Source organism: Laceyella sediminis, assembly GCF_003003125.1.
GTDB lineage: Bacteria > Bacillota > Bacilli > Thermoactinomycetales > Thermoactinomycetaceae > Laceyella > Laceyella tengchongensis.
Genome location: NZ_PVTZ01000009.1, coordinates 1 through 24,925 on the forward strand (window position 1 = coordinate 1; position 24,925 = coordinate 24,925).

25 protein-coding genes, 2 rRNA genes and 1 other annotated feature are annotated in these 24,925 nt (G+C 49.6%); of the genes, 26 read left to right on the forward strand and 1 reads right to left on the reverse strand.

Features of this window, described 5'->3' with window-relative positions; all coding sequences use genetic code 11:
- The 10 genes from CLV36_RS11165 to nagE all read left to right on the forward strand — a co-directional run.
- A 23S ribosomal RNA gene (locus CLV36_RS11165) occupies positions 1-155 on the forward strand; the annotation flags it as partial.
- An 82-nt stretch (positions 156-237) separates the two neighbouring features.
- A 5S ribosomal RNA gene (gene rrf, locus CLV36_RS11170) occupies positions 238-352 on the forward strand.
- 1,885 nt (positions 353-2,237) lie between these two features.
- Positions 2,238-2,420: a sigma factor G inhibitor Gin gene (locus tag CLV36_RS18035; protein ID WP_223248086.1), complete on the forward strand. Its 183-nt coding sequence runs from the start codon at positions 2,238-2,240 to the stop codon at positions 2,418-2,420.
- A gap of 178 nt (positions 2,421-2,598) precedes the next feature.
- Complete coding sequence (locus tag CLV36_RS11185) at positions 2,599-4,035, forward strand: aminotransferase class I/II-fold pyridoxal phosphate-dependent enzyme (RefSeq protein WP_106342726.1); 1,437 nt, start codon at positions 2,599-2,601, stop codon at positions 4,033-4,035.
- Between the two features lie 22 nt (positions 4,036-4,057).
- Positions 4,058-4,693 carry a dTMP kinase gene (tmk, locus tag CLV36_RS11190; protein ID WP_102991233.1) on the forward strand — a complete coding sequence of 212 codons (636 nt, stop codon included), beginning with the start codon at positions 4,058-4,060 and terminating at the stop codon, positions 4,691-4,693.
- Positions 4,694-5,008: 315 nt separating this feature from the next.
- On the forward strand, positions 5,009-5,833 hold the full coding sequence (locus CLV36_RS11195) for a PSP1 domain-containing protein (RefSeq protein WP_106342727.1): 825 nt from the start codon (positions 5,009-5,011) through the stop codon (positions 5,831-5,833).
- A gap of 53 nt (positions 5,834-5,886) precedes the next feature.
- Positions 5,887-6,261, forward strand: coding sequence for an initiation-control protein YabA (locus CLV36_RS11200; RefSeq protein ID WP_102991235.1), 375 nt, complete (start codon positions 5,887-5,889; stop codon positions 6,259-6,261).
- A 136-nt stretch (positions 6,262-6,397) separates the two neighbouring features.
- Positions 6,398-6,679 carry a GIY-YIG nuclease family protein gene (locus CLV36_RS11205; RefSeq protein WP_106342728.1) on the forward strand — a complete coding sequence of 94 codons (282 nt, stop codon included), beginning with the start codon at positions 6,398-6,400 and terminating at the stop codon, positions 6,677-6,679.
- Between the two features lie 62 nt (positions 6,680-6,741).
- Positions 6,742-7,617 (forward strand): 16S rRNA (cytidine(1402)-2'-O)-methyltransferase, encoded by an 876-nt coding sequence (gene rsmI / locus CLV36_RS11210; RefSeq protein ID WP_106342810.1) that lies wholly within the window; start codon positions 6,742-6,744, stop codon positions 7,615-7,617.
- 398 nt (positions 7,618-8,015) lie between these two features.
- Positions 8,016-9,470 (forward strand): N-acetylglucosamine-specific PTS transporter subunit IIBC, encoded by a 1,455-nt coding sequence (nagE, locus tag CLV36_RS11215; protein WP_259436104.1) that lies wholly within the window; start codon positions 8,016-8,018, stop codon positions 9,468-9,470.
- 339 nt (positions 9,471-9,809) lie between these two features.
- On the opposite strand, the gene CLV36_RS11220 is transcribed toward nagE, so the two are convergent.
- A complete protein-coding gene (locus CLV36_RS11220) occupies positions 9,810-10,082 on the reverse strand; it encodes an AbrB/MazE/SpoVT family DNA-binding domain-containing protein (RefSeq protein ID WP_022738711.1) in 273 nt (90 codons plus the stop codon).
- A gap of 318 nt (positions 10,083-10,400) precedes the next feature.
- Here CLV36_RS11220 and CLV36_RS11225 point away from each other — a divergent pair, with 318 nt between their 5' ends.
- The 16 genes from CLV36_RS11225 (at position 10,401) to glmU (ending at position 24,920) form a co-directional block, all read left to right on the forward strand.
- On the forward strand, positions 10,401-11,354 hold the full coding sequence (locus CLV36_RS11225) for a DNA double-strand break repair nuclease NurA (protein ID WP_106342730.1): 954 nt from the start codon (positions 10,401-10,403) through the stop codon (positions 11,352-11,354).
- Positions 11,355-11,372: 18 nt separating this feature from the next.
- Positions 11,373-13,211, forward strand: a complete 1,839-nt coding sequence (locus CLV36_RS11230) for an ATP-binding protein (RefSeq protein ID WP_106342731.1) — start codon at positions 11,373-11,375, stop codon at positions 13,209-13,211.
- A gap of 147 nt (positions 13,212-13,358) precedes the next feature.
- Positions 13,359-13,594, forward strand: a binding site (T-box leader).
- Between the two features lie 46 nt (positions 13,595-13,640).
- Positions 13,641-15,620: a methionine--tRNA ligase gene (gene metG, locus CLV36_RS11235; protein ID WP_106342732.1), complete on the forward strand. Its 1,980-nt coding sequence runs from the start codon at positions 13,641-13,643 to the stop codon at positions 15,618-15,620.
- Between the two features lie 179 nt (positions 15,621-15,799).
- Entirely contained in the window at positions 15,800-16,351 is a 552-nt protein-coding gene (lepB, locus tag CLV36_RS11240; RefSeq protein ID WP_106342733.1) for a signal peptidase I, read from the forward strand.
- A gap of 50 nt (positions 16,352-16,401) precedes the next feature.
- A complete protein-coding gene (gene lepB, locus CLV36_RS11245) occupies positions 16,402-16,992 on the forward strand; it encodes a signal peptidase I (protein ID WP_102991243.1) in 591 nt (196 codons plus the stop codon).
- Between the two features lie 166 nt (positions 16,993-17,158).
- The gene (locus CLV36_RS11250) at positions 17,159-17,932 is read left to right on the forward strand and encodes a TatD family hydrolase (protein WP_106342734.1); all 774 of its coding nucleotides are present in this window, start codon (positions 17,159-17,161) and stop codon (positions 17,930-17,932) included.
- Positions 17,933-17,949: 17 nt separating this feature from the next.
- Positions 17,950-18,522: a ribonuclease M5 gene (gene rnmV, locus CLV36_RS11255; protein WP_181353001.1), complete on the forward strand. Its 573-nt coding sequence runs from the start codon at positions 17,950-17,952 to the stop codon at positions 18,520-18,522.
- Entirely contained in the window at positions 18,503-19,393 is an 891-nt protein-coding gene (gene rsmA, locus CLV36_RS11260) for a 16S rRNA (adenine(1518)-N(6)/adenine(1519)-N(6))-dimethyltransferase RsmA (protein ID WP_106342735.1), read from the forward strand. Before rnmV ends, rsmA begins: the two co-directional genes overlap by 20 nt.
- A gap of 43 nt (positions 19,394-19,436) precedes the next feature.
- Complete coding sequence (locus tag CLV36_RS11265; RefSeq protein ID WP_245888349.1) at positions 19,437-19,910, forward strand: ribonuclease H-like YkuK family protein; 474 nt, start codon at positions 19,437-19,439, stop codon at positions 19,908-19,910.
- Positions 19,911-20,030: 120 nt separating this feature from the next.
- Positions 20,031-20,312 (forward strand): Veg family protein, encoded by a 282-nt coding sequence (locus CLV36_RS11270; protein WP_022738724.1) that lies wholly within the window; start codon positions 20,031-20,033, stop codon positions 20,310-20,312.
- 124 nt (positions 20,313-20,436) lie between these two features.
- On the forward strand, positions 20,437-20,616 hold the full coding sequence (locus tag CLV36_RS11275) for a small, acid-soluble spore protein, alpha/beta type (RefSeq protein ID WP_022738725.1): 180 nt from the start codon (positions 20,437-20,439) through the stop codon (positions 20,614-20,616).
- A gap of 176 nt (positions 20,617-20,792) precedes the next feature.
- Complete coding sequence (ispE, locus tag CLV36_RS11280) at positions 20,793-21,683, forward strand: 4-(cytidine 5'-diphospho)-2-C-methyl-D-erythritol kinase (RefSeq protein WP_102991247.1); 891 nt, start codon at positions 20,793-20,795, stop codon at positions 21,681-21,683.
- Between the two features lie 40 nt (positions 21,684-21,723).
- Positions 21,724-22,539 carry a pur operon repressor gene (gene purR, locus CLV36_RS11285; protein WP_106342736.1) on the forward strand — a complete coding sequence of 272 codons (816 nt, stop codon included), beginning with the start codon at positions 21,724-21,726 and terminating at the stop codon, positions 22,537-22,539.
- 16 nt (positions 22,540-22,555) lie between these two features.
- Positions 22,556-22,933: a RidA family protein gene (locus CLV36_RS11290; protein WP_106342737.1), complete on the forward strand. Its 378-nt coding sequence runs from the start codon at positions 22,556-22,558 to the stop codon at positions 22,931-22,933.
- A gap of 99 nt (positions 22,934-23,032) precedes the next feature.
- The gene (gene spoVG, locus CLV36_RS11295) at positions 23,033-23,338 is read left to right on the forward strand and encodes a septation regulator SpoVG (RefSeq protein WP_022738731.1); all 306 of its coding nucleotides are present in this window, start codon (positions 23,033-23,035) and stop codon (positions 23,336-23,338) included.
- 196 nt (positions 23,339-23,534) lie between these two features.
- A complete protein-coding gene (gene glmU, locus CLV36_RS11300; protein WP_022738732.1) occupies positions 23,535-24,920 on the forward strand; it encodes a bifunctional UDP-N-acetylglucosamine diphosphorylase/glucosamine-1-phosphate N-acetyltransferase GlmU in 1,386 nt (461 codons plus the stop codon).
- Positions 24,921-24,925 lie beyond the last annotated feature (5 nt).

The window sequence follows — 24,925 nt, forward strand, 5'->3', positions numbered from 1 at the left end:
TGAAAGCATCTAAGCGCGAAGCCCCCCTCAAGATGAGATTTCCCATTCCCCTGTGGAAGTAAGACCCCTTGTAGATGACGAGGTTGATCGGTCCGAGGTGTAAGCGTAGCAATGCGTTTAGCTGACGGATACGAATCGGTCGAGGGCTTATCCTACTTCTATCTCTTCATCTTGCAACACGCTTTATTCCATTCTAATTTTCAGGGTGTGGTTCACACCTTGAACAACAACATAACGTCTGGTGATGATGGCGGAGGGGACCCACCCGTTCCCATACCGAACACGGAAGTTAAGCCCTCCAGCGCCGATGGTACTTGGGCTTAAGCCCTGGGAGAGTAGGTCGTTGCCAGGCTACTAACCCCCACTTCAGAATGAAGTGGGGGTTTTTGCTTTGTTTATATTAGCAAGTTGATTCATCATATGGCACTGCCAGTGGCCAAGGGGCAGTGCTGTTTGGAACCGATTCACCCTTGCTTGGAACAAAAGGAGCGAGCGGGCTTCATGCCACATGGGTGAGGTGAGCCCGGAGATGTTCTGCTGCCCACTTCTTGTACGATGATTAGTGGGGTTGCTTATTTAAAAGATCCATTACGTATTTTCAATGAAAAACGCTCAAGGGTGCTGTCTATGAATCCGTTCAGCGGAATGAGCGGCAACAGACAGTCAAATGCGGCTGTCGAGTAATACGAGAGTCTCTAGGGTGTGTGGCAAATCAAGTTGGTAGGGAAGAAGCAGCGGAAAAATCTTTTCTCGAGGAGCGCCGATGCACAAGTAAATGGTTTTGGAGCCGCTAGTCTATTCATCAGACACGCCTAGAATGTGTTTGGTAAACCAAGTTGGTGGGATCGAAGTAGCGAAAAAATCTTTTCCAGGTAAGTCTCACCACGCGTGAAGCGAATGAGTAAATGGTTTTGGAGCCGCTAGTCTATTCATCAGACACGCCTAGAATGTGTTTGGTAAACCAAGTTGGTGGAATCGAAGCAGCGAAAAAAACTTTTCCAGGTAAGTCTCACCACGCGTGAAGTGAATGAGAAAATGGTTTTGGAGTCACTGTCCTATTCATCAGACACGCCCTAGAACTGTCGGCAAATCAAGTTTAGGGATGTAGCGGATAACCTTTTCCAAGCGAGTCTTGTCACACTTGGAGAGCATGAGACAATGGTGCTAATCAATATCAGACACTCTCTAGAACATGCCTGGAAAAAAAGTTGATAGCTGAAAGCGCCGGAAAACGAGTTTCCCAATGAGTGGCACGTCACAGGTGAAGAAAATAAGAACAGCTTAGATCCGCTGGCCCATTCATCAGTCATGCTCTAAAACGTGTCTGGCAAACCAAAATACGCTCTAACCATATAGCAGAGATGAATAGGAGCAGATGTGGGAATTATCGGGTGGTCTTCTGATGGTGTTACCTGTTTTTTTAAGCAATCAGCCCGAACGACGCCATGCAGATATCTTCCACAGTTTGAAACTAACATCAGCCACAGCGGCTTGGTGTGATTTGCTTAAGTCATACTCTCTTCCGAGCAACTTTCGATTTACATGGAGAGTGTTAGTCAAGGCAGCTCGGGAGTTTAAGTCTTTCATGACTGCAACTGCACAAAAGGCAAGCCAAAGGGATGATAGGTTAGTCTATGTAGACGATGCGGGGTGATCACATGTTGTTCACAAAGGCATATTCGACCAGCGTTATGTGACCTTTCATCCCAGGAGGTTATGAACAGCCGACGTCCATCTTTGCTCACATGTGCATTGTAAACGGGATTCCGCACGGCTTCTCGCCGCCAGTGTAGCTTCAAGGAGGCATACCGGCCGATAGACGGGATTCAGCGTGAGTGCTTCGTTTGCCGGTGGTGCAAATGCCATAAAAAAGTCCGGAGCATCAGATTGACCGGGATAAACAACCCAAAGATATAGAACAATATCTGTTTGCTCTGCAACATAAGAAAACCCCTTTTTGTCTTATATCTTAACCAACGTCTTATAAAAAATATTTATCATGGCTGTTGAATAAAATGTTAACTAACCGCAACATGTGCCACCCATAGATGGAGCATGTTGGAGAGAGGCCGCCTGTTCGATAACCCCTTCTTGATTAGCGCTGTTTGGACTGATCAAGAACGATTGAAATAGATGAGATGAGCTAAGTGAAGCTTGGCTTGCTGTTTATGCGCACGAATCTGTTTAAAGATTGCGGAAGTTGAAAATAATGGAGATAAAAGTTGAAGGTGGTGGCGATGGTGGAAGGGAATCAGCGGCCCCAAATTTGTTTGATTTGCGGTCAAGAGCAACATGAGAGTCTGGAGATTTTGGGCAAACAAATTTGTTGTACATGTGAAACGGAAATGGTAAAAAGTAAAGTAGAGGATCCTGTTTATCTTTATTATGTTTGGCGTTTAAGGAGATTGCTGGCCCATTGAATTCAGATTGACAGTGCGATATGATCGGTGCGGCTGGCTTTGGGTCACCGTACTGCCTATGGAAGAAAGTTACGAAGTGGCCTAGGCTGGTCATGATAGAGTAAAACTGTTTGGAGTGAAAAGCATCAGACTGGAATCCGTAATCCAGTCTTTTTTCTTTTAAAGGGGGAGAGAATAATTGAAGCACAAGCCGGAGCAGGAGAAAGCACCATTGTTTGATGCGTTGTTAGCGCACCGTCAACGTTCATGCGCCAATTTTCATGTGCCAGGACATAAGCAAGGGAGCGCTTTTGATGAAAAAAGCAAGTCTTGGTTTTCCCCGTTGTTGGAGTTGGATCTAACAGAGGTGGGAGAACTGGATGATTTGCACGATGCAACGGGAGTGATTCAGGATGCTGAGCTGTTGGCCGCTGACCTTTTTCGCGCGGATCGGACCTTCTTTTTGGTGGGAGGGACGACGGCGGGAAATCTGGCAAGTGTGCTGGCTCTTTGCCGTCCTGGGGAAACATTGATCGTCGGGCGAAACTGCCATCAATCCGTGTTTCATGCCTGCATGTTAGCTGGCGCACTTCCGGTATATCTCAGTGCGGGCGTAGATGATGATGGACAAGAGCGTCCCCTTGACCCGGAGGTGTTGGAACAGGTTCTTCGTCTTCACCCCGATGCAAAAGGGGTGGTGTTGACGAGCCCTACTTACTGGGGATTGGTGCAGCCCGTCGCGGAATTGGCGAAAGTGTGTCATCGGTATGGTGTGCCATTGGTTGTGGATGAAGCCCATGGGGCGCACTTGGGATTTGCTCCCGGATTGCCGCCGTCAGCCATGGACGGTGGGGTGGATGTATCCATTCAGTCCACCCATAAGATGCTCTCCTCTATGACGATGTCTTCCATGATGCATCTAAAAGGAAGCCGAATCAATGCGGATGAGGTGGCGCATTGGCTGAAGGTGATTCAATCTAGCAGTCCTTCCTATCCATTGATGGCTTCCCTTGATGTGACTAGGCGCATGATGGCGACAAAGGGGGAAGCAGCATTAGTCGAATTGTTGAGTCGATTGCAAGATTTCCGGGGAAATATTAAAGCTTTGCGTCATTTGTCGGAACGGCGTCCCCCAGGACTCCGTGATCCGCTAAAATTGAGTTTAACCGCTGGTCAAGGTGTGACAGGTTATCAGCTGTCCGAATGGCTGGCATCTCAAGGTGTTTACACTGAGATGGCGGATCATGAAGCGGTACTGTTTGTATTCACCATGGGAACCACGCCGACGGATTTGGTTCGCCTGACCGAGGCATTGCGGCGCTTGGATAAAGTGGTACCGCTGTTGCCAAAAACCAAACCAGGGCACCCGCCCAGCCTGCCGCAATGGCGAAAAGCGGATCTGTCTTGGGCGCAATTGAGAAGGCGGCCCAAACGGAGGGTGCCATTGCAGCAAGCAGTGGGCATGATCGCGGCGGAAATGATCGTTCCTTACCCGCCAGGAGTTCCCCTTGTTTTGCCTGGGGAGCGTTTGACGGAGGCCGGGATTGATTATATAACAGACGTAATCCATGCGGGGGGGCGGGTTAGAGGGATTAGGCATGAAGGAGAAGTCCCGACCCTGACAGCAATTGAATGATAGGAATGGTGGAGGATTTGTTGTGAGAGGATTATTCATTACATTTGAAGGGCCTGAAGGTGCTGGAAAATCAACGCAAATCAACCGGCTGGCCCAAAACCTGAAAGAACGGGGAATCCCTTGCGTTCAAGTGCGGGAACCAGGCGGCACGTATATAGGCGATTTGATTCGAAGCATGGTGCTTCACAACCCCGAATGCAGTGACATGAAACAACGCACGGAAACACTGCTGTATGCAGCGTCCCGGGCGCAATTGGTGGAAGAAGTGATACGACCGGCCTTGGCGCGCGGAGAAGTGGTGCTAAGTGACCGGTATGTGGATTCCAGTTTGGCTTATCAAGGGCATGGCGCGCGCTGGAGCTTGGATGAAATCCGCTGGATTAATCACTGGGCCACAAATGGTCTGGTGCCAGATCGAACGTACTTGTTAGATGTTCCGGTCGAGCTTGGCGAAGAACGGATGCAAAAGCGCGGACTTAAGAAGGATCGAATGGAATCGAAAGAGAAGATGTTCCATGAGCGTGTGCGTTCAGGCTATTTAAGCCTTGCCCAAGAGAAACCAGAACGGTATGTGGTGTTGGATGGACGAATGTCTGTGGAGAAGATCAGTGAGAGAATCATGCAGGATTTTTGTTCATTGGCCCAAATCAAAAGCTAACCTCATGAGACCATATGACTATCCCTGTTTCACCCCCTGTCAAAAAACGTTTCTTATTGCTGGGCACAAATGGTTGGCAATTGGAAAGAATGGCAGAAAACCACCATGGCAAATTGAAAGAAGCGTTTGCCCATTTTTGTTATCAGGTGATAGAATGATAGAAGGGGAATTTTCTGCCCCTTCTAGAAAGAATAATCCATTCGTTGATGAATAGATGACGGTTTTGCAGGAGGAAACGGTTGACAGGGTAGAGGAATCGGACGCAACCTCTGGCCGTACTGGGACTGGTAGGGCAACGCAGGAGGGATTGCTTACGTGTTAAGAGTGATTGGGGTTCGCTTTAGACAAGCGGGTAAGATATACTATTTTGATCCTGTTGATCACAAAGTCGAACAAGGCGACCGCGTGATAGTGGAAACGGTGCGAGGCATAGAATATGGCAGTGTCGTGATGGGAATCCGCCATGTCAGGGAAGACGAAGTGGTGTTGCCGCTCAAAAAAGTGTTACGGATTGCGACAGTTGGAGATACTGAGCAAATGGAAGAGAACCGCCGGGCAGCGAAAGCGGCGTTGAAAGTGTGCCAAGAGAAAATCAACCAACATGAGTTGGAAATGAAATTGGTTGATGCCGAGTATACGTTTGATCGCAATAAGATCATATTTTATTTCACGGCGGATGGCCGAGTTGACTTTCGAGAGCTTGTGCGTGATTTGGCCGCAGTGTTCCGAACACGGATTGAACTGCGCCAAATCGGTGTGCGAGATGAAGCAAAAATGCTTGGGGGTATCGGGCCGTGTGGCCGGGTGTTATGCTGTTCTTCGTTTTTGGGTGATTTTGAGCCTGTTTCAATCAAAATGGCGAAAGACCAAAATCTTTCGCTAAATCCAACCAAAATCTCAGGCTTGTGCGGCCGGTTGATGTGCTGTTTGAAGTATGAGAATGATATTTATGAAGAAGCCAAGCAACTGTTGCCGGACATCGGAGAGCGGATTTCAACACCTGATGGCGAAGGCCGGGTGGTGGCTCTCAATCTGCTTGAGCGTAGGGTGCAGGTCGAAATAAGGGAGACAGGGGCTGTGGTGGAACATCTGATTCACAATGTCAAAGGCAAACGTTCGCCGCAAGCCAGCAGAGTCTAATCAGTCGCAAGTGAAGAAACTAACCACTTGGGTGTTAAACGAGGTGGGGGGGCTTGGACAAAGAAGAAATCTTTAAACGGGTTGCCCAAATGGAGCAACAGATTGGTGAGATGTACAAAGGGTTGGGTGGCTTAAAAGAACAGATTGTCGAATTGATTGAAGAGAACACCAGATTGGTGATGGAAAACCAGCGTTTGAAAGAATTGTTTGTGGCCAAAGAACCACCTTTGCCACAACAAACCGAAAAGTTGCCCCCTTCCCAAAAAGCCGAAGTGGAGGACGAGTCCACACACAAAGGCGTCAACCATCTGTCGAATCTGTATGACGAAGGATTCCACATATGCAATGTCCATTACGGACGGCTTAGAGGTGATGGAGATTGCCTATTCTGTATCGCTTTTCTCAATAAATCATCAAAGGAAAAATAACGCTGGGAGGTCTGGGCGCGTAATCTTGCCCAGACGCCGGCGTTTTTTCTTTACTGGCGGGGCTTTTTCGGCGAATCCATCGTCGGCTGCCGTAAGCAGACTCCGGCTCCGCAATTGCTTCCAAGGTGGGAAAATGATGGGGAAACCATATGTGGTGTATATGTTGGAATGCAGTGACGGCACCCTGTATACAGGAATCACTTGTGATTTAAAGCGCCGCCTTCGCCAGCATGCACAGGGTAGGGCGTCTAAGTATACACGCACCCGGCGTCCCGTGACGGTGAGATATGTGGAAACGGGAGGAGATCGCGGCTGGGCGCTACGGCGGGAATGGGAAATCAAGCAATTGACAAGGGAGCAAAAATGGCAATTGATCCGTACCCATGGGCCGTTGCCAGACAGTTTGGAGGAGTTGTGAGGGGCAGATGCGCCAAGGGCAAACAAAATGCGGGCAGCGTGACCGAAGAAAGGGGAGTTGGTATGGAACGGCAAAAGAGTTTTGCGGATGAGAACCAAGGCATCTTGTACATAGTGGGGACACCGATCGGCAATTTGCAAGACATGAGTGATCGCGCGAAAGCCATATTGGCTGAGGTGGATTTAATTGCTGCAGAAGACACTCGGCACACGCGCAAATTGCTAAACCATTTGGGGCTGTCGACACCGTTGGTGAGTTATCACGAGCATAATGAGCAGAAACGCGGAGCGGAATTGGTTGCAAAATTAAAAGATGGGATGCGAATCGCGCTGGTCAGCGATGCGGGGTTACCCGGCATATCTGATCCGGGTGAAGAGGTTGTGCGCCAGGCGGTGACGGAAGGGATCACTGTTGTGCCGATTCCGGGGCCCAATGCAGCATTGACGGCGTTGGTGGCATCCGGTTTGCCGACGCAACCTTTCTTGTTTATCGGGTTTTTGCCGCGATCGAGTAAAGGGCGGAAAGAGGAACTGGCCAAATGGAAAAATGCGCCCGCCACCTTGCTTTTGTATGAGGCGCCCCATCGCTTGCCCGAGATGTTGACCGATCTGTTGGAGGTGTTAGGAAACAGACACGTGGCCATACCTCGCGAATTAACGAAAAAACATGAGGAGTGGTTGCGTGGCAATTTGGCGGACTGTTTGGCTTATATCAAAGAACAAGGTCCGCGTGGGGAGTATGTCATTGTCGTTGAAGGGGCAGGGGAGGTGCGAGAGGAAGAGCACCCCTCTTGGTGGGAAGGGCTGTCCGTGATCGATCATGTTGAGGCGATCATCGAGAAAGGAAGTAGCAAGAAAGAAGCCATTTTGCAAGCGGCCCAAGAACGGGGTCTGCCCAAAAGAGAAATTTACAACATGTATCATAAGGGATCTGAGTAATTCATCCAATGATTATGCCGGTAAAACAGAATTTCATGTTCAGACTTGAGGCGGGTTGCGGTATAATAATCGTTCCCGCCTGTTTTACGTCAGGTTGCGTCTTAAGGACGGGCTCAGGACTGATGCATGCGTGACAATTGCAAACGGACATACTTTGGAGAAAGGAGTTTTAAGGGGGATTATAACAGGTTTAATTAATATCAAGCAAAATATAAAGAGGAAACCGATAAACAGAAAAGGAATAGATCATATACCTCTTTGACCTTTATCCATATCACATGCAAAGAAATGGTTAGGGTGAAAAGGTTTACATTTTCGCAAAATGCGATATGATTAATTCAAAGGTATATTGTCTATACCAATTTTGTTGTAATCATTCCTTATTGGAGGTGTTTGGATTGAGCAAGAACAGTGGAAGTGTATTGGGATTCTTGCAACGCATTGGCCGGTCACTGATGTTGCCTATCGCTGTATTGCCGGCAGCCGGTCTGTTGCTCCGCTTCGGCGCGTTGCTGAGTGACCCAGCTTATTTCGCCAAAGGGACCATGATTTTCCGTATTGGTGAAATTATGGCCAAAGGTGGCGGAGCGATTTTTGACAACCTGCCGATCTTGTTTGCGGTAGGGGTTGCTTTGGGATTGACGGAAAGTGCGGGTGCCGCGGCATTGGCGGCAGTAGTGGGATATTTCGTGATGAAGCAGATCGTCGATCTCGGCAACACGGAAGAGTTGAAACTGGACACGGGTGTGTTGGGCGGCATTATCACAGGGTTAGTTTCTGCAGGCCTTTATAACCGTTATCATGATATCAAACTACCCGATTGGCTCCAATTTTTTGGCGGCAAACGCTTTGTGCCGATTGTCACCTCATTTGCCATGGTGGCCATTGGGATTTTGTTCTTATTCATTTGGCCCGCTGTGCAAGGGGTAATCAGCGCGGTCGGCAATTGGATGATCGCACAGGGTTCCATTGGGTCGTTTGTGTACGGTTTGCTAAACCGGCTCTTGATCCTGTTTGGTTTGCACCATATCTTAAACTCTTTGGTGTGGTTCAACATCGGTGAGTTTGTAACCGAAGCTGGCAAAACGGTGACGGGGGACTTGACCCGGTTCTTCGCAGGGGACAAAACAGCAGGTCTCTTTATGACAGGCTTCTATCCCGTGCTGATGTTTGGTCTGCCTGCGGCATGTTTGGCGATGATTCACGAAGCGAAAAAATCGCAACGTAAACTGGCGTCTGGTGTTTTGATCAGTGCGGCGTTGACGGCATTTCTGACAGGGATCACCGAACCGATTGAATTCTCATTCATGTTTGTGGCGCCGCTGTTGTATGTGGTGCACGCCATTTTGACCGGGGTGTCGATGGCTGTTGTAACCACCTTGGGTATTAAGCACGGGTTCACCTTCTCGGCAGGGGCTATCGACTTCTTCCTGAATATGAATCTGGCCACCAAGCCATGGTTGCTGTTTGGCGTAGGCTTGGTGTATGCGGTGATCTATTATGTACTGTTCCGGGTGCTGATTCGTGTGTTCAATTTGAGAACCCCAGGGCGTGAAGAACAAGAGGCACAAGAGGATGAAGCGCGTCCAGCTTCCGCCCCGGCTGGTGATGATGAGTTGGCGCAAAACGTGTTGCAAGCGATCGGTGGTAAGGAAAACATTGAGAAGTTGGATGCCTGCACAACTCGTTTGCGCATGACAGTGAAAGATGAAAGCAAATTGGATCAGGATCAGCTGAAAAAGCTAGGGGCAGCAGGTGTCGTGCAAGTCGGCAAAGGCAACTTCCAAGCAGTGTTTGGCACGAAATCGGAGCTGTTGAAGGACCAAATCAAAAAAATCATCGAACAAGGGTAATAAATCACCGAGCAGGGACTCTTTCCTAGTGGGAGGGGTCCCTGTCGTTTGTCGAAGGCCTGCGATGAAGCCTGTTTTCCGCTCCTTTCACACCCGACGAGGCGTTTACTAGGAAAAGAAAACAAAAGCGAGACCGCCCTTTCCCAAGCGATCTCGCCTTGTATGCCGATTGAACCCGCTATGTCAATGCGACATAAATTGGTTTAATATTTAGAATTTCGTCTTAGTATGAACTAAGCCATTTCCCATGCGGGATGTCTGTTATGTATAAGGTTGTGTAGCTTGTATCAACATGAAATGCATGAGAGAATGGAGAAATATTTTGTTTAAGGGATAAGATTATTCAACCGTCACTTTTTCACCTTTAATCATCATATACATCTCTTCTACACATTTCTTGCTGACGACTTTGTTTTTGTAGCGGATGGTTTCATCAACTTCACCGGAGAAAATGCAAGCCGGTTCATATTTTTTAAGGACGATTCTTTCACCGTCAACATAGATTTCTAAGGCGTCTTTTTCGCCGATTCCTAAGGTTCGACGCAATTCGATCGGAATCACCACACGACCCAATTCGTCAACCTTGCGTACGATGCCTGTGGATTTCAACATGTTTGAATCCCCTCTCAGCTTTGGTGTTTGGTTTTGGTTTTTTTATCTGTAAATTGACGTCAAATTTCGACATTGACGCTAAGTTCATCATACCAACCATTCCCATAACAGTCAATATAATAAGAGGATTTTTATAGAAAATTCCTTAATCATGTTAATTGATATGTTACATTTGACAGCGAAAAAGTTTTACATTGGTATGAAATGTATTGACAATATAAATAGTTGCATTTGTGTGGTGGAGCAGATAGTTGATGGGAAAAATCGGTTGCCTTCGCTGGAATCATGCTCAACAATAGAGGATAGGAGGGATGCGGAATGTTGCCGGTCTCAGAAGAACTGAAAGAAAAATTGAAGAAATTGAACCAATCGCTACGGGCCCTTTATCCCGAAGAGGCATTTGATGAGCACAAAATTAGGGAGCGATTGCACAAAGTGGGCACATTCCACCAGATTGATAAATGGCCTGACGGGGAATTGCGCGATTTTTTGCAAGGGGGAGCCTTGATCGGGGTAGATGGTTCAGTCAACTCCACCAAAGGTTCACAAATGCGAACCCTGTCTGTGTTTCAGGCCTTGGCCAAGGGTACGCGAGGGGAAGAAAAGTGGGCCGCTGACGTATACACGCCGCTGTTGGAAGAAGAAGAGGCCGGGGATGGACAAGCAGCCAGAGAAGCCAAAAAGCGGGGGACGCTCTTGTCGCAATTGGAATTAAAAGTGGCGCGGGAGGCTGTGTTAGAATGGGAACCGCGTGTGGTGTTAATGGATGGGTCGCTTCTCCATTTCTGGATCGATGACGCTGAAAGTTGGGAACTCTTGGCCCAGTTGGCTGAGGAAAAGGGCACGCTCATGATCGGGGTATCGGAAGAGATTGGCACAAGGGGATTGGTGCGCGAGTTGTTTCCGGAGTATTCTGCTTGGTCGGACCGCGATTTGCTGTACGGTGTACTGAAACCGGGTGAAGCGTTTGAGTGGGAAGGGTGGAGCCCGGCGGGGAGCCAGATGTGGAAAATGGCGTTTCGCTCATCTCGGAGTCCGCAACCGATCGGACTGGACGGCTTAATGTCGCAAGGAAAGGAGCGGCTGGCTCTGGTCAGGCTGATTTATAGCTTGACGCCGGAACAAGGACGTGGCATCCCGTTTTGGTTGGATATTGTGGACAATCAGGTGCGGGTGACCAATCCATTGGTGGAGACGATGGTGGAACAATATATTGACGCCGATTTGCGGCACCGTTTGTTGTCGATGAAGCGAAGTGACCGCATGATTTAGAAGGAGAGGGAGAAGTCGATGCAAGTTGTAGGCGTAACCACACAACAAGAAGTTTATATCGTATCGCGGGATCGCAAGTTTCGCATCAATGAGATTTTGGTCGTTGAAGATGCGCAGTTGGATTATCCGCGGGGTGAAGTGGTCGAATCGATGTCTTACAACCGCTTGATACCCATGGGTTTGGATAAGTCTTTGGTCGATGCTCAAGTGATCCAAACGTTGGAACAAATCGGATATGACATCGAGTCGGATGAAATCAATCTGGCGAAATTGCGGCTATACGAGGAAGCCCCCCATCCGGTGCGGACGGGTTGTGCGGTTCGATTGCCGAAGTTTGAAGAGGTGCGGAGCCTGTTGGTGAAATCCTCCCCGGAAGAAGGGATGCTGTTAGGAGAGATTCGGGGAACGGAGTCGATGGGGGCCACCATCTCTCCAGATTTGAAAGACCAGGTTATGATTATGGAACAAGGGCAACTCCGTCCACAATGGGGGGTTCCTTTCATTTTCGACATTAAGACGATGCAGCAATATCCGCATATTGGGGTGTTTGGCGGATCGGGTTCGGGTAAGTCGTTTGGGTTGCGGGTGATGTTGGAGGAACTGATGAAGCTACGGATTCCCACGATGGTATTCGATCCCCATTTTGAAATGGATTTCAGTGAGCGCACCCCGGGAATGGAAGACAAAGGGATCCAATTTACCGATTGCTATACTGCGGTGCAAATTGGGCGCGATGTTGGGATCTCTTTCTCGGATCTGTCGACCCGTGATGTGACAGAATTGTTGGGGGCCGCTGGAAGCCAATTGTCAGACGCCATGGTCAATGTCATTCAGATGTTACACCGCAAACGCGATTCCTTTATCTCGTTTAGCGACCGCGTTAGCAACTTGGTACAGGCGTTGGAAGAGGGCAAACAGGGGCTTGACCGCCAGTTGCAGAATCCCGAACTCACTCCTACCGATGTCCAGCGGATTCATGACCTCAAAAAGTTGTTAAATCAGTTTGGCACTTTGCCGCCGTCCTCTGTCAAAGGGGTTCATTGGCGGTTGCAACGCTTGGAAAAAGCGGGATTGTTCCAACAAGATATCCGAGCGATCGAACGGGGCTTGGAGCAAGGGAAGCTGGTGGTGGTGCAAGGAAGCACATGGGTGTTGCAAGTGTTTGCCACGTATGTGATCGGCTCCCTCTACCGCAAACGGCGTGAATACAAAGATGCTAGAATGAACGGGGAAGAGGGGCGTTTCTTTCCCCCATTTGTGGTGGTGACTGACGAAGCGCATAACTTCGCCCCCAAAGCGCTGGATTCTCCGGCCAAATCCATTTTAAAGGAAATTGCACAGGAAGGAAGAAAATACGGGGTGTTTCTTGTGTTGGCCACGCAACGGCCCACGCTGTTGGATGAGACGATCACTGCCCAGCTCAACACCAAGTTTGTCTTCCGGACGGTCAGGGGTACCGATATCGCCACGTTGCGGGAAGAGACCGATTTGACCCCGGAGGAGGGCAAACGGCTACCGTACCTCCGTTCTGGAGACACTTTTGTCTCTTCGGCGGTGTTTGGGCGTACCATCTTCATCCGTGTGCGTTGTGCTTACACCCGTAGCCCACACTTGTCCAATCCGTTTGATGAACTGAAGCAATTCGCTGAAGCCCAAGATGACAAAGTGGTTTCCTGTCTGCTTGAAGCCTTGCCTGTGTTTGAAACGGATTTGGTGCCCACCGTGACCCTGGTGAACCGGGAGTGTGGTCTTTCTTGGGATGTGACTCGATTGAAACAAGAATTGGAGCGGCTAGCACGGGACGGCAAACTGAAAAAGCATGAAACTCCGTTTGCGGTGCGTTACGACCGCCGTTAGGGAAGTAGCGGGGGACGTAGTCAGGCATCAGGTTACAGAAAAAATGTCATAAAAAACCAACAGAACGGTTAAACTAATTGTGTCGATGCTTGAGCGGCCGAAATAGAATGATGTATAATAGTGAAGTGCGAAAAGTTCGTATACCTATGAGCTTCTGTGAAGGGGAAGAGTAGTTAGTGGGCGCTATCGCCAGAGAGCTGGATCAGGTGAAAGCCAGCATAGCCGAAGCTAATGAAGATGGCCCTGGAGAATTCTTTCTGAAACGCTGATCTGAGTAGGAAAGAACGTGAACCCGCGTTAGGGGTTTTGAATGAGGGCATCGCCATGCTTGTTAGGCGACGCTGAAATTGGGTGGTACCGCGTGAAACAATCTCGCCCCAACTGTGTGGGCGGGATTTTTTATATTGTATTTGAAAGGAGCGGGGAAAAGTGAGTGAACAGAAACAAACCTTTTACCTTACGACACCCATCTATTACCCAAGTGCCAAACTACATATCGGTCATGCTTACACTACTGTAGCTGGAGATGTGATCGCTAGGTACAAACGACTTCGGGGTTTCGACGTCATGTACTTGACCGGCACGGATGAACATGGTCAGAAAATCCAGAAAAAGGCGCAAGCAGAAGGCAAAACACCGAAAGCGTTTGTTGATGAGATCGTTGCGGGTATTAAAGAGTTGTGGAAAAAGCTCGACATCTCTTATGACGATTTCATCCGCACCACCGATGAGCGCCATAAGCGAGTCGTACAAAAAATCTTCAAGCAACTGTTGGAGCAGGGGGATATCTACCTCGGTGAGTATGAAGGCTGGTATTGCGTGGACGATGAAGCGTTTTTCACCGACCGCCAAGTCCAGGATGGGCTTTGTCCTGACTGCGGCCGCCCCATTAGCAAAATCAAAGAGAAGAGTTATTTCTTCCGCATGAGCAAATACGCCGACCGCCTGTTGCGTTTCTATGAGGAGAATCCCGGTTTCATTGAGCCGGAATCCCGTAAAAACGAGATGATCCAAAACTTCATCAAACCCGGCTTGGAAGACTTGAGCATCTCTCGCACCACGTTTGATTGGGGCATCAAAGTGCCGGACGATCCTGAGCATGTCGTTTACGTGTGGTTGGATGCGTTGACAAACTACATTTCTGCGCTGGGGTACGGCGTTGGCGATGACGCTAAGTATAAGAAATATTGGCCAGCGGATGTGCACTTGGTTGGGAAAGAGATTGTTCGCTTTCACACCATTTATTGGCCCATCTTTTTGATGGCGCTCGGTCTGCCGTTGCCAAAGAAAGTGTTCGCCCATGGGTGGATCTTGGTGCAAGGGGAGAAAATGTCCAAATCCAAAGGAAACGTGATTGATCCAGTTCCGTTGATTGAGCGGTTTGGTTTGGATGCAATGCGTTATTTCCTGATGAGAGAAGTGCCGTTTGGATCGGATGGCGTTTTCACCCCAGAAGCGTTTGTGGAACGGCTGAATGCCGATTTGGCCAATGATTTGGGAAATCTATTGCACCGCACCTTGACCATGGTTGAAAAGTACCATCAAGGGGTTGTGCCGGAGATGGTCGAAGGTGCTACGGAATACGACGAGGCGTTCCGGGAGTTGACGCTGAATACGGTCAAGCGTGTGGAAGCGGAGATGGATAAATTCCAATTCTCTGTTGCCGCTACCGCCATCTGGGAGTTGGTACGGGCAGGGAACCGGTACATCGAACAAACCCAGCCGTGGAACTTGGCTAAAGATCCAGGCAAGCACCATCTCCTCGGTTCAGTGCTATATCATCTGCTTGAAGTGCTGAGAATGGTCAGCATCATGATCCAGCCGTTCATGACGCAAACCCCGTCCAAGATGTGGGCGCAATTGGGCTTGGAAGAAGGCCCGCAGACTTCATGGGAAAGCTTGGCCGCGTTTGGCGGATTGCGTCCGGGAACCCAAACGAAAAAAGGGAATCCGATCTTCCCGCGCTTGGATGCGAAAGAGGAGATTGAAGCCATTTATCGGATGACCACTTCAGCAGCTCCGGCCGCAGAGGAGCGGAACACAAAACAAAAAGAGGCAAAACGGGAGGAACAAAAAGAGATGGAAGGAATCATTGGCATCGAAGATTTTGGCAAAGTAGATTTACGGGTGGCGGAAGTTGTCGCAGCGGATCGCGTGCCTAAAGCGGATCGCCTGTTGAAGTTGCAACTCGATTTGGGAGAAGAGAAACGGCAAGTGGTTTCGGGCATTGCCGAGCATTACCGTCCGGAAGAGTTGGTGGGGCAAAAGGTGATTTGCGTAACGAATTTGAAGCCGGTCAAATTGCGTGGTGAACTATCCCAAGGTATGATTTTGGCGGCTTCCCAAGGAGATCGCTTGGTGCTAGCGACTGTGTCGGGCGATATTCCTAACGGCTCCAAAGTGAAGTAGACCGAATCTAGCGGGGGGAACCGCCGCTTCGGTGCCGCAATCGGACACCGTCTGGTTCCCGTGCCGAATACAGGTGACCCCCTTCTTTTGCTCGTTCATCGTCCCATTAGGGAAAGGGGGCGGCTTCCACCGATCAGCCTACGCCCTTGCAAGATTTTCGCTTGGATAAGGAGGTCACAATGATTAAGAAAAGCTCATCTGCGGTTCGATCCACCTTTGAGTGGGTGGGCACCATTGCCGTATCGCTGGTGATCGCCGGGATTATTCGGGTTTTCCTGTTTAGTCCTTATGATGTGCACGGCGCATCGATGGAACCCACATTGATAAATGACGAGAAAATCATCGTGAACAAATGGTCGTATCGCATGCATGAACCAGCTTATGGAGATATTGTCGTGTTTCATGCCGAAGAAGGGCGCGACTTCATCAAGCGAGTGATCGGTTTGCCGGGAGACCGGATTGAGATCAAGAATGGCAAGGTGTATCGAAACGGAAAGATGCTGAACGAGCCTTATATCCAAGGGACGACATACACCCGGGACGATACCCGGACGACCGTGGTTCCGAAGGGTTCGCTGTACGTGTTGGGTGACAATCGTGAAAACAGCAGGGACAGCCGCGATCTTGGAGCTATTCCGCTGTCGCGGGTGGTGGGCCGCGCCGATGTGGTTGTGTTGCCGATCAAACATACCAAGTTACTCACGGGACAAGAGGCCGTCGGCTCCCGCTGACCGCAAACCAGAACGAACATGCGCCAGAACTGGTTACAGGAGGGCTATGAATGTCAGAGACCAAAAGCTCGTCCAATTCTTGGATGACCGTATTGGAATGGATTGCTGCCATCTTGGTGGCCGTCGTCATCGCCGTGGTTATCCGCACGTTTTTATTTGCCCCGTATGAAGTGCATGGGGCTTCGATGGAACCGACCCTAGATGGGGAAGAGTTGCTGATTGTAAACAAATGGATCTATCGGGTCAGCACGCCGGAGTATGGTGATATCGTTGTCTTCCACACTGCGGAGGAACGGGATTTCATCAAGCGGGTGATCGGATTGCCGGGGGACCGGATCGAAATTAAAGACGGCAAGGTTTACCGTAATGGTATCGCGTTGAACGAGCCTTACATTAACGGGCCGATGAACGAAGGAACGAACTATAAACCCACCACCGTTCCCGCCAATTCTTTGTATGTGATGGGAGACAATCGCAACAACAGCAAAGACAGCCGCATGATCGGGCCGGTATCACTGAATGAGATCGTGGGCCGCGCCGATGTCGTGGTTTTGCCGGTGAAGCGGATGCGCCTCTTGCCGGGAGATCCGGTGGCAACCGCGGACCCTAAGGCGCCAGCGACGACAAGTTTGGCGCATTGACGCCGGCTCGTGGCCATCGCGGTGAAAAATCAGAAGGCGGGTCTTGCCAGGCATGACATCGATTGTGCCTGGCAAGACCCGTTCCCGCTGTTTGGCCCCGTTAGCTAAGGCCTGCTGACTGGTTTTCTATAAAGAGATTGATTCAATGAGGAGGTTTAATGCAGTTATGTTGTTTGACACCCATGCTCATCTTAACGATCCGAAGTTTGCGGACGATCGCGACCAAGTGATCCGACGGGCGCGTGAAGAATTCGGTGTACAGACGATTATCAATGTCGGTTACAACCGTGAAACGATCCGCACGACCTTGGAATTGGCGGAAGCGTATGATTTCATTTATGCGGCAGTGGGTTGGCATCCACATGACGCCAAAGATTGTACAGAGGAAGATTTAGCTTGGATTCGAGAATTGACCGAGCATCCCAAAGTGGTGGCGTTGGGGGAAATGGGATTGGATTATTATTGGGACAACTCGCCGCGCGATGTGCAGGCGGAAGTGTTCCGCAGACAGATTGCCATCGCCCGCGAAACGGGCTATCCCATCATCATTCATGACCGTGATGCCCATGAAGATGTAGTGAGAATCCTCAAGGAAGAGGGGGCAGACGAGGTAGGTGGAGTCATGCACTGTTTTGGTGGAGATTTAGCGATCATGGAGGAATGCTTGCGGCTTAACTTCATGATCGGATTGGGAGGTCCCGTCACATTCAAAAACCGCGCCACATTGCCTAAAGAAATTGCCCGGAACGTCCCCTTGGATCGGCTGTTGTTGGAAACGGATTGCCCATATCTTGCGCCACACCCTTACCGGGGCAAACGGAACGAAACCGGGTATGTACGATTGGTGGCTGAGGCGATTGCGGAGCTTCGGGGCATAACGTTTGAGGAGTTGGCTCAAGCCACACAGGAGAATGCAAAACGGTTGTTTAGGTTGCCGTAAAGAAAGAGGTACAGTCATTGGCTAGTGCGAAATTGAAAGAAGTTATTGTTGTTGAAGGGCGAAACGACACCTTGGCGATCAAGCGAGCGCTGGATGCAGACACCATTGAGACGCGGGGATCAGCGATTGGAGAGGAAGTCTTGGCGCAGATCAAGCGAGCCCAAGCGAGCCGGGGCGTGATTGTGTTTACTGATCCCGATCATGCGGGCGAGCGGATTCGCCGCATTATTTCTCGGGAAATAGAAGGGGTCAAGCACGCTTTCTTGGCCCAGCACGAGGCTCGCGGCAAACGAAAGGTCGGGGTGGAGCATGCTAGCCCAGACGCCATCAGGGCAGCGCTAGGGTCTGTTCGCACCGAATGGACGGACCCGCGTGATGAACCTCCCCTTACTTGGAAAGAATACATTGAGCTGGGGTTTGTGGGACAGCCTGCTTCCAGCGAGCTAAGACGGAAGGTCGCAGAGTTGCTCGGCATCGGGTACGGCAATGCCAAGCAATTTTATCGCCGTTTACAAGTGCTGTGCATTACTAGAGAAGAGCTATTCCAAGCATTGGAACGTGTGGGAAAGGATGCAGTCGATGAATCATAAACCGATATCTGCCAGAACAAGGGAGCTGTTGAATGCCTATGGCTTGAAATTGAAAAAGAGCTTGGGCCAAAACTTCCTCACGGATTCCCATGTATTGAACAAAATTATACGCGCGGCCGAGCTTAATAAAGATTCTGGAGTGATCGAGATCGGTCCGGGGATCGGTGCTCTGACCGAGCGGTTGGCCGAGCAGGCAGGCAAAGTTGTGGCGGTGGAATTGGACCAGCGTTTGGTTCCGGTGTTGAAAGAGTTGTTTCAACATCAACCTCACGTGGAAATAATTCATGGGGATGCGTTGGAAGTCGATTTGGGAGCGGTGATTCAAGAACATATGAGGGACATGAAAACGCTCCATGTGGTTGCCAACCTCCCTTATTATGTCACTTCTCCCATTTTGATCCGGTTACTGACGGAGCGGTACCCGCTGACCAACATCGTCATTATGATCCAGAAAGAAGTGGCCGACCGGCTGGCGGCCAAGCCGGGAACCAAGGATTACAGTTCGCTGTCGGTGCTGGTTCAATATTTTGCTGAAGCGGAGGAAGTGGCCAAAGTGCCCAGCCATGTGTTTGTCCCCCGACCCCAGGTAGATTCCGCTGTGGCGCGTTTGACATTGCGTGAGCGTCCAGCGGTCGAGGTGAAGAATGAGGGATTGTTCTTCAAAATCGTAAGGGCTTCATTTGCGCAACGGCGCAAAACGTTATTGAACACGCTACATGCCACCCTGTTTGCGCGAGTGGACAAACACCAGGTGGAAGCGTGGTTGAACGAAGCCGGCATTGATCCGAAGCGGCGCGGAGAAACACTAAATCTAGAAGAATTCGCTACACTCGTTGAAGTAATCGACCAAAAACTGACAGCTCTATCGTGACACGCCTCTCGGAATCAAAATCTGATCCGATGGAGGGTATTCCGTGAACTTTTTCCATCCCCGTCATGGACGGCGTAGCTTGGCGCAGATGATATCTGATATTCAAGCGTATATCCATGAAGAGCCAACGGCAAATTACAAAATCGTTATCGGCACCGATTCGCAAACGCGGGAAAAAGAAACGATCTTTGTGACGGCCATCATCGTACAGCGGATTGGAAAGGGTGCGATCTTTTATTATACGAAGAAGCGTCACAAAGCGATGCGGGAATTGCGCTATCGGATCTACCGTGAGACCGAGTACAGTCTGGAGTTTGTCGAGTTGTTGAAGGAAAAGGGCTTTTTCGGCTTCGGCGTGAACATTCCGATGGAAATTCACCTTGATGTGGGGCAGCAAGGTGAGACGAGAAAGCTGATTCAAGAAGTGGTGGGCTGGGTGACCGCTGTTGGGTATACGGCAAAAATCAAGCCGGAATCTTTTGCCGCCAGTGCGGTGGCCGACCGCTTCACGAAGTAAAAAGGGTCAAAAAATGTACAAGGTACCCGTTGACAGATTGTTTGTCTCCCTGCTATAATACCTAATTTGACTTTGCGACCTGCTTGTAGTATAATCTTCTATAAGTGAGGTGGTCGACCAATGGGCAAAAACGCGCTTACAGAGATTAAATGCACTCTGGATGGCTACATTGGGGAGAAAATTCGTCTGCGCGCCAATAGTGGGCGTCGCAAGACTGTAGAACGGACAGGGATTTTGGAAGAGACTTATCCATCCGTGTTCGTTGTCAAATTAGACGAAGACCATGCTTTTAGCCGTGTTTCTTATAGTTACGCTGATATATTGACTGAGTCTGTGGAACTGACCGTCTATCCGGCGGAGAGTGAGCAGATTCAAGTAAAATATGTGAAAGCAACGCAATAAATGGAACACAGTTGATGTGTTCTTTTTTTACCGTGGGCTGAAAGCGTTTACATAAAGAGCCATTTGTTGGATATACTACCTCTACCCTAGCCGGATTCTTGAATCCACAAGGAGGGATCGTCACATGGCTCGTCGAGGTGTCATGTCGGAAGAGTTGAAAGTGGAGTTGGCGAAAGAACTTGGTTTTTATGATGTCGTTCAACGTGAAGGTTGGGGAGGAATCAAGGCGCGTGACGCCGGCAACATGGTTAAACGGGCGATCCAACTGGCTGAAGCACAGCTGGTGAATAAAGATTCAAGATAGGAAGGGTTTGAAGCTCAAGAGGGTTGCCTCTTGGGCTTTTTATTTTAGTCCGAGTTTGCTTAGGGGAAAATCGGTTCATGATAAAATAAGGAAAATCTTTAAGTTCATATTGCAAATTTGCCGCGGTTCACGTCACAATGAAGAATACATAGCAGGAGAGAATAGGGGGAACGAGTTTGTTTGTATCCGAGAAGGCACCAGCAAAAATCAATTTAACACTGGATGCGCTCTTCAAAAGGCCGGATGGTTACCATGAATTGGAGATGGTTATGACCACGGTCGACTTATTTGATCGTATCGACTTATATCAAACAAACAAGTCGATCACATTGGAATCGAGTTCTGGTTTGGTCCCCCAAGATGAACGCAATCTGGCTTTCCGAGCGGCGGCGTTATTAAAAGAAAAGACCGGATGCGATAAAGGGGTACATATTTATATAGATAAAAGGATTCCGGTGGCGGCTGGTTTGGCAGGTGGAAGCAGTGACGCGGCGGCTACTTTGCGCGGATGCAACCGGCTGTGGGGATTGGGCCTGAGCGATGCGGAGTTGGCTGAGATCGGTGCGGAGATCGGTTCGGACGTGCCTTTCTGCGTTTATTCCAACACGGCGTTGGCCCAAGGGCGAGGAGAGGTGTTGACCGCCTTGCCTGCTCCGCCGACATGTTGGGTCGTCCTCGCTAAACCCAATCATGGGGTGTCCACGGCGGATGTGTTTGGGAAGTTACGGGTTCATGCCATCACTGACCATCCGCAGACGAGTCGCATGATCGAAGCGGTGAAGAAGCGGGATTATGAAGGGATTATTCGTCACTTGGGAAATGTGTTGGAGCCGGTGACAATGGACATGCATGAGGACGTGCGACAATTAAAGGAAAGAATGTTGCGGTTCGGGGCGGATGGGGTGTTGATGTCAGGTAGTGGCCCCACGGTGTTTGCGCTGGTGAAGCAAGAATCGCGCGCCGTCAGAATGGTAAACAGTTTGCGGGGGTTTTGCCAGCAAGTGTTTGCCGTCAGGATGTTGGGCGTCCGCCGCGAAAGTGTGCTTGATGATGTCCGAACAAAATGATATATTTCGATCAAGAATATTAGGACTTCGGAGGTTAGGCATGGAAAAGTGGAAACGAAGTGCCAGATTGGTTGACATCACCCGGCACTTGCTTACGCAACCGTACCGCTTGATTCCGCTTACCACCTTCGCTGAGCAATACCAGGCGGCCAAATCTTCCATCAGTGAGGATTTGGATATCATTCACGAGGTGTTGGAAGCGGAAGGGAACGGAAAATTGGAGACGGTTGCGGGTGCGGCGGGTGGTGTGCGCTACATACCGAGCATAAGCAACGATAACGCGCTTCAGGTGATTGGCCGGTTATGCGAGAAATTGTCTAATCCAGAGCGTATTTTGCCGGGGGGGTTCCTCTATATGTCGGATCTCTTGGGCGACCCTACGCTACTTGATGACATTGGCCGCATTTTTGCCAAAGTGTTTGCAGAAAAGCCGGTTGATGTGGTGATGACCGTGGAAACGAAAGGGATTCCCATCGCTTACGCCACGGCTTCGTATTTGCGTGCTCCTGTAGTGATCGCTCGGTATGATTACCGGGTTACGGAAGGATCGGTGGTAACGGTGAACACCGTTTCCGGGTCCAGTAGGCGCATGCAGCAGTTGTCATTGTCCAAACGCAGCTTGCCTGAAGGTTCCCGCGTGTTGATCATCGATGACTTTATGAAAGCGGGCGGCACGGTACGGGGCATGATGGATTTGCTGACGGAATTTAAGGCGGAAGTGGTTGGCGTCGGGGTGATGTTGGAGGCGCCAGCGGAGGAGCGGTTGGTTGAAGATTATGTCTCACTGGCCCAAGTGGCAGCCATCGACGTGAAAGAGAAAATGGTTCGCGTGGAAACGGGCAACGCATTTCATTGATAAGGAGTGTGTGAATATGTTGGTAAAAGTGGAAACGAGCAATGCGCCTCAAGCGATCGGTCCGTATGTGCAAGCGATGGAGATGGGGGATCTGATCTTCACATCGGGTCAAATCCCGCTGACACCAGCTGGTGAATTGGTGGGCAAAGGAATTGAAGAACAGACGCACCAAGTCCTGAAAAACATCCAAGCTGTCTTGTTGGCTGCCGGCAGTGATTTAAACCATGTGATCAAGACGACCCTGTTTATCAAGGACATGAACCAATTTCAAATCATCAATCGCATTTACGCCGAATATTTCAACGAGCACAAACCGGCCCGTTCCTGTGTGGAAGTGGCGCGGTTGCCCAAAGATGTGCTAATTGAAATGGAAGTGATCGCCCGCAAACGATAAGTAAAAAAATTCCATAAAAATACTGTCGATAGAAGGAAATGGTTCTTCCATCTAGAATAGGTATTTTGAGTCATCATTGGAAATAGGTGGTGGAACCTGGTGGAAATTACTGATGTTCGTTTGCGTAGAGTAAATCGTGAAGGTCGTATGCGTGCAATAGCCTCCATTACGATTGATAGTGAATTTGTGGTGCATGATATCCGCGTGATTGATGGCAATAACGGCATGTTTGTCGCTATGCCGTCCAAGCGCACGCCAGACGGGGAGTTTCGTGATATCGCACATCCAATCTCCCCACTCAGCCGGGAAAAAATCGAGGCGGCTGTGTTGGCTGAATATCATCGCGCTGGAGAATTGGAAGCAGAGAACGGATCATTGGATCATCATGTACACATGGATGCCTGAGAATAAACAAGATTGCAGGAAAGCACTCATCCTCTTGCAGGTTGAGTGCTTTTTGATTGCATCGCGGTCGTTTCTCATCCTTATATAATGGTTCTTTTTTTATTTTAAATATGTTCGGGGTTGGGTTGGTTGCAAAGGCCAAGTATTTGGGATATATTCAGGGAGGAAGTTTTGAGAAACGGGGGCGCTTTTTGTCATGCAACATATTTATGCTGTGATTTTGGCTGCGGGCAAGGGAACTCGTATGAAGTCCAAAAAACATAAAGTTCTTCACTCCATCTGCGGCAAACCGATGATTGACCACATTTTGGCAGAATTGTCTCAGTTGGACGCGAAGAAGACCATTATGGTTGTGGGGCATTTAAAAGAAAGCTTAGAGGCGCATCTGGGTGAACAAGTGCAGTTTGTGGAGCAGAAAGAGCAGTTGGGCACCGCACATGCCGTCATGCAGACCGAATCGCTGTTGAAGGGGAAAGAAGGCATCACACTCGTCCTCAACGGGGATCATCCACTTTTCACCGCCAAGACTTTGAATCAACTCATTGAAACGCACCGCGCGTCTGGAGCGGCGGCGAGCATCCTCACGGCGAAGTTAGACGATCCGACTGGATACGGCCGCATTGTGCGTCGGGAAGACGGACAGGTTGACCGGATTGTGGAGCACAAAGACGCAACAGAAGAAGAGCGGTTGATTAACGAGATCAACACAGGGACTTATTGTTTCGATAATCAACAACTGTTTTCCACTCTTTCATTAGTCAATAATAATAATGCACAAGGTGAATACTACCTTCCTGATGTGATTTCCATTTTACGCGAACAAGGTCATACGATTGGTGCTCAAGTGATTGGCGACGCTGATGAAGCCATGGGTGTCAATGATCGTATTCAGTTGGCACAGGCGGCGAAGTTCATGCAGGCACGCATACTCCGCGAACATATGAAAAACGGCGTTACCATTATTGATCCGGACAACACCTACATTGAGTCTGATGTTGTCATTGGCGCCGACACCGTGATTGAGCCGGGGACCTTTTTGCGGGGGCGGACGGTCATCGGGGAAGGATGCCACATTGGGCCTAACGCTGATTTGACCGACGTCGTTGTCGAAGATGGCGTACGCATTCGCTACACGGTGATGGATGCAAGCCACGTTGCCGAAGATGCGACGGTGGGACCATACGTTTATGCCCGTCCGGGTACCGAGCTGGGCGAACAAACCAAAGTGGGTTGTTTTGTCGACTTGAAAAAAGTGAAGTTGGGCCGTGGCTCGAAAGTTTCTCATCTGGCTTATGTGGGGGACGCCGAAGTTGGAGAAGGCGTGAATGTCGGATGCGGCGTAGTGACGGTCAACTACGACGGGGTTCGCAAACACAAAACAGTGATCGAAGATGGGGCGTTTATCGGATGCAACGTCAACTTGGTTGCTCCCGTTCGGGTAGAAAAAGGCGCTTATGTGGCGGCAGGCTCCACGATTACCCAAGATGTGCCGGAAGAAGCGCTGGCGATTGCACGAGAACGTCAGACTAACAAAGAAAACTATGCTACTAGACTGAAAAACAAGCTTTCTAAGAACGAATAGATGGA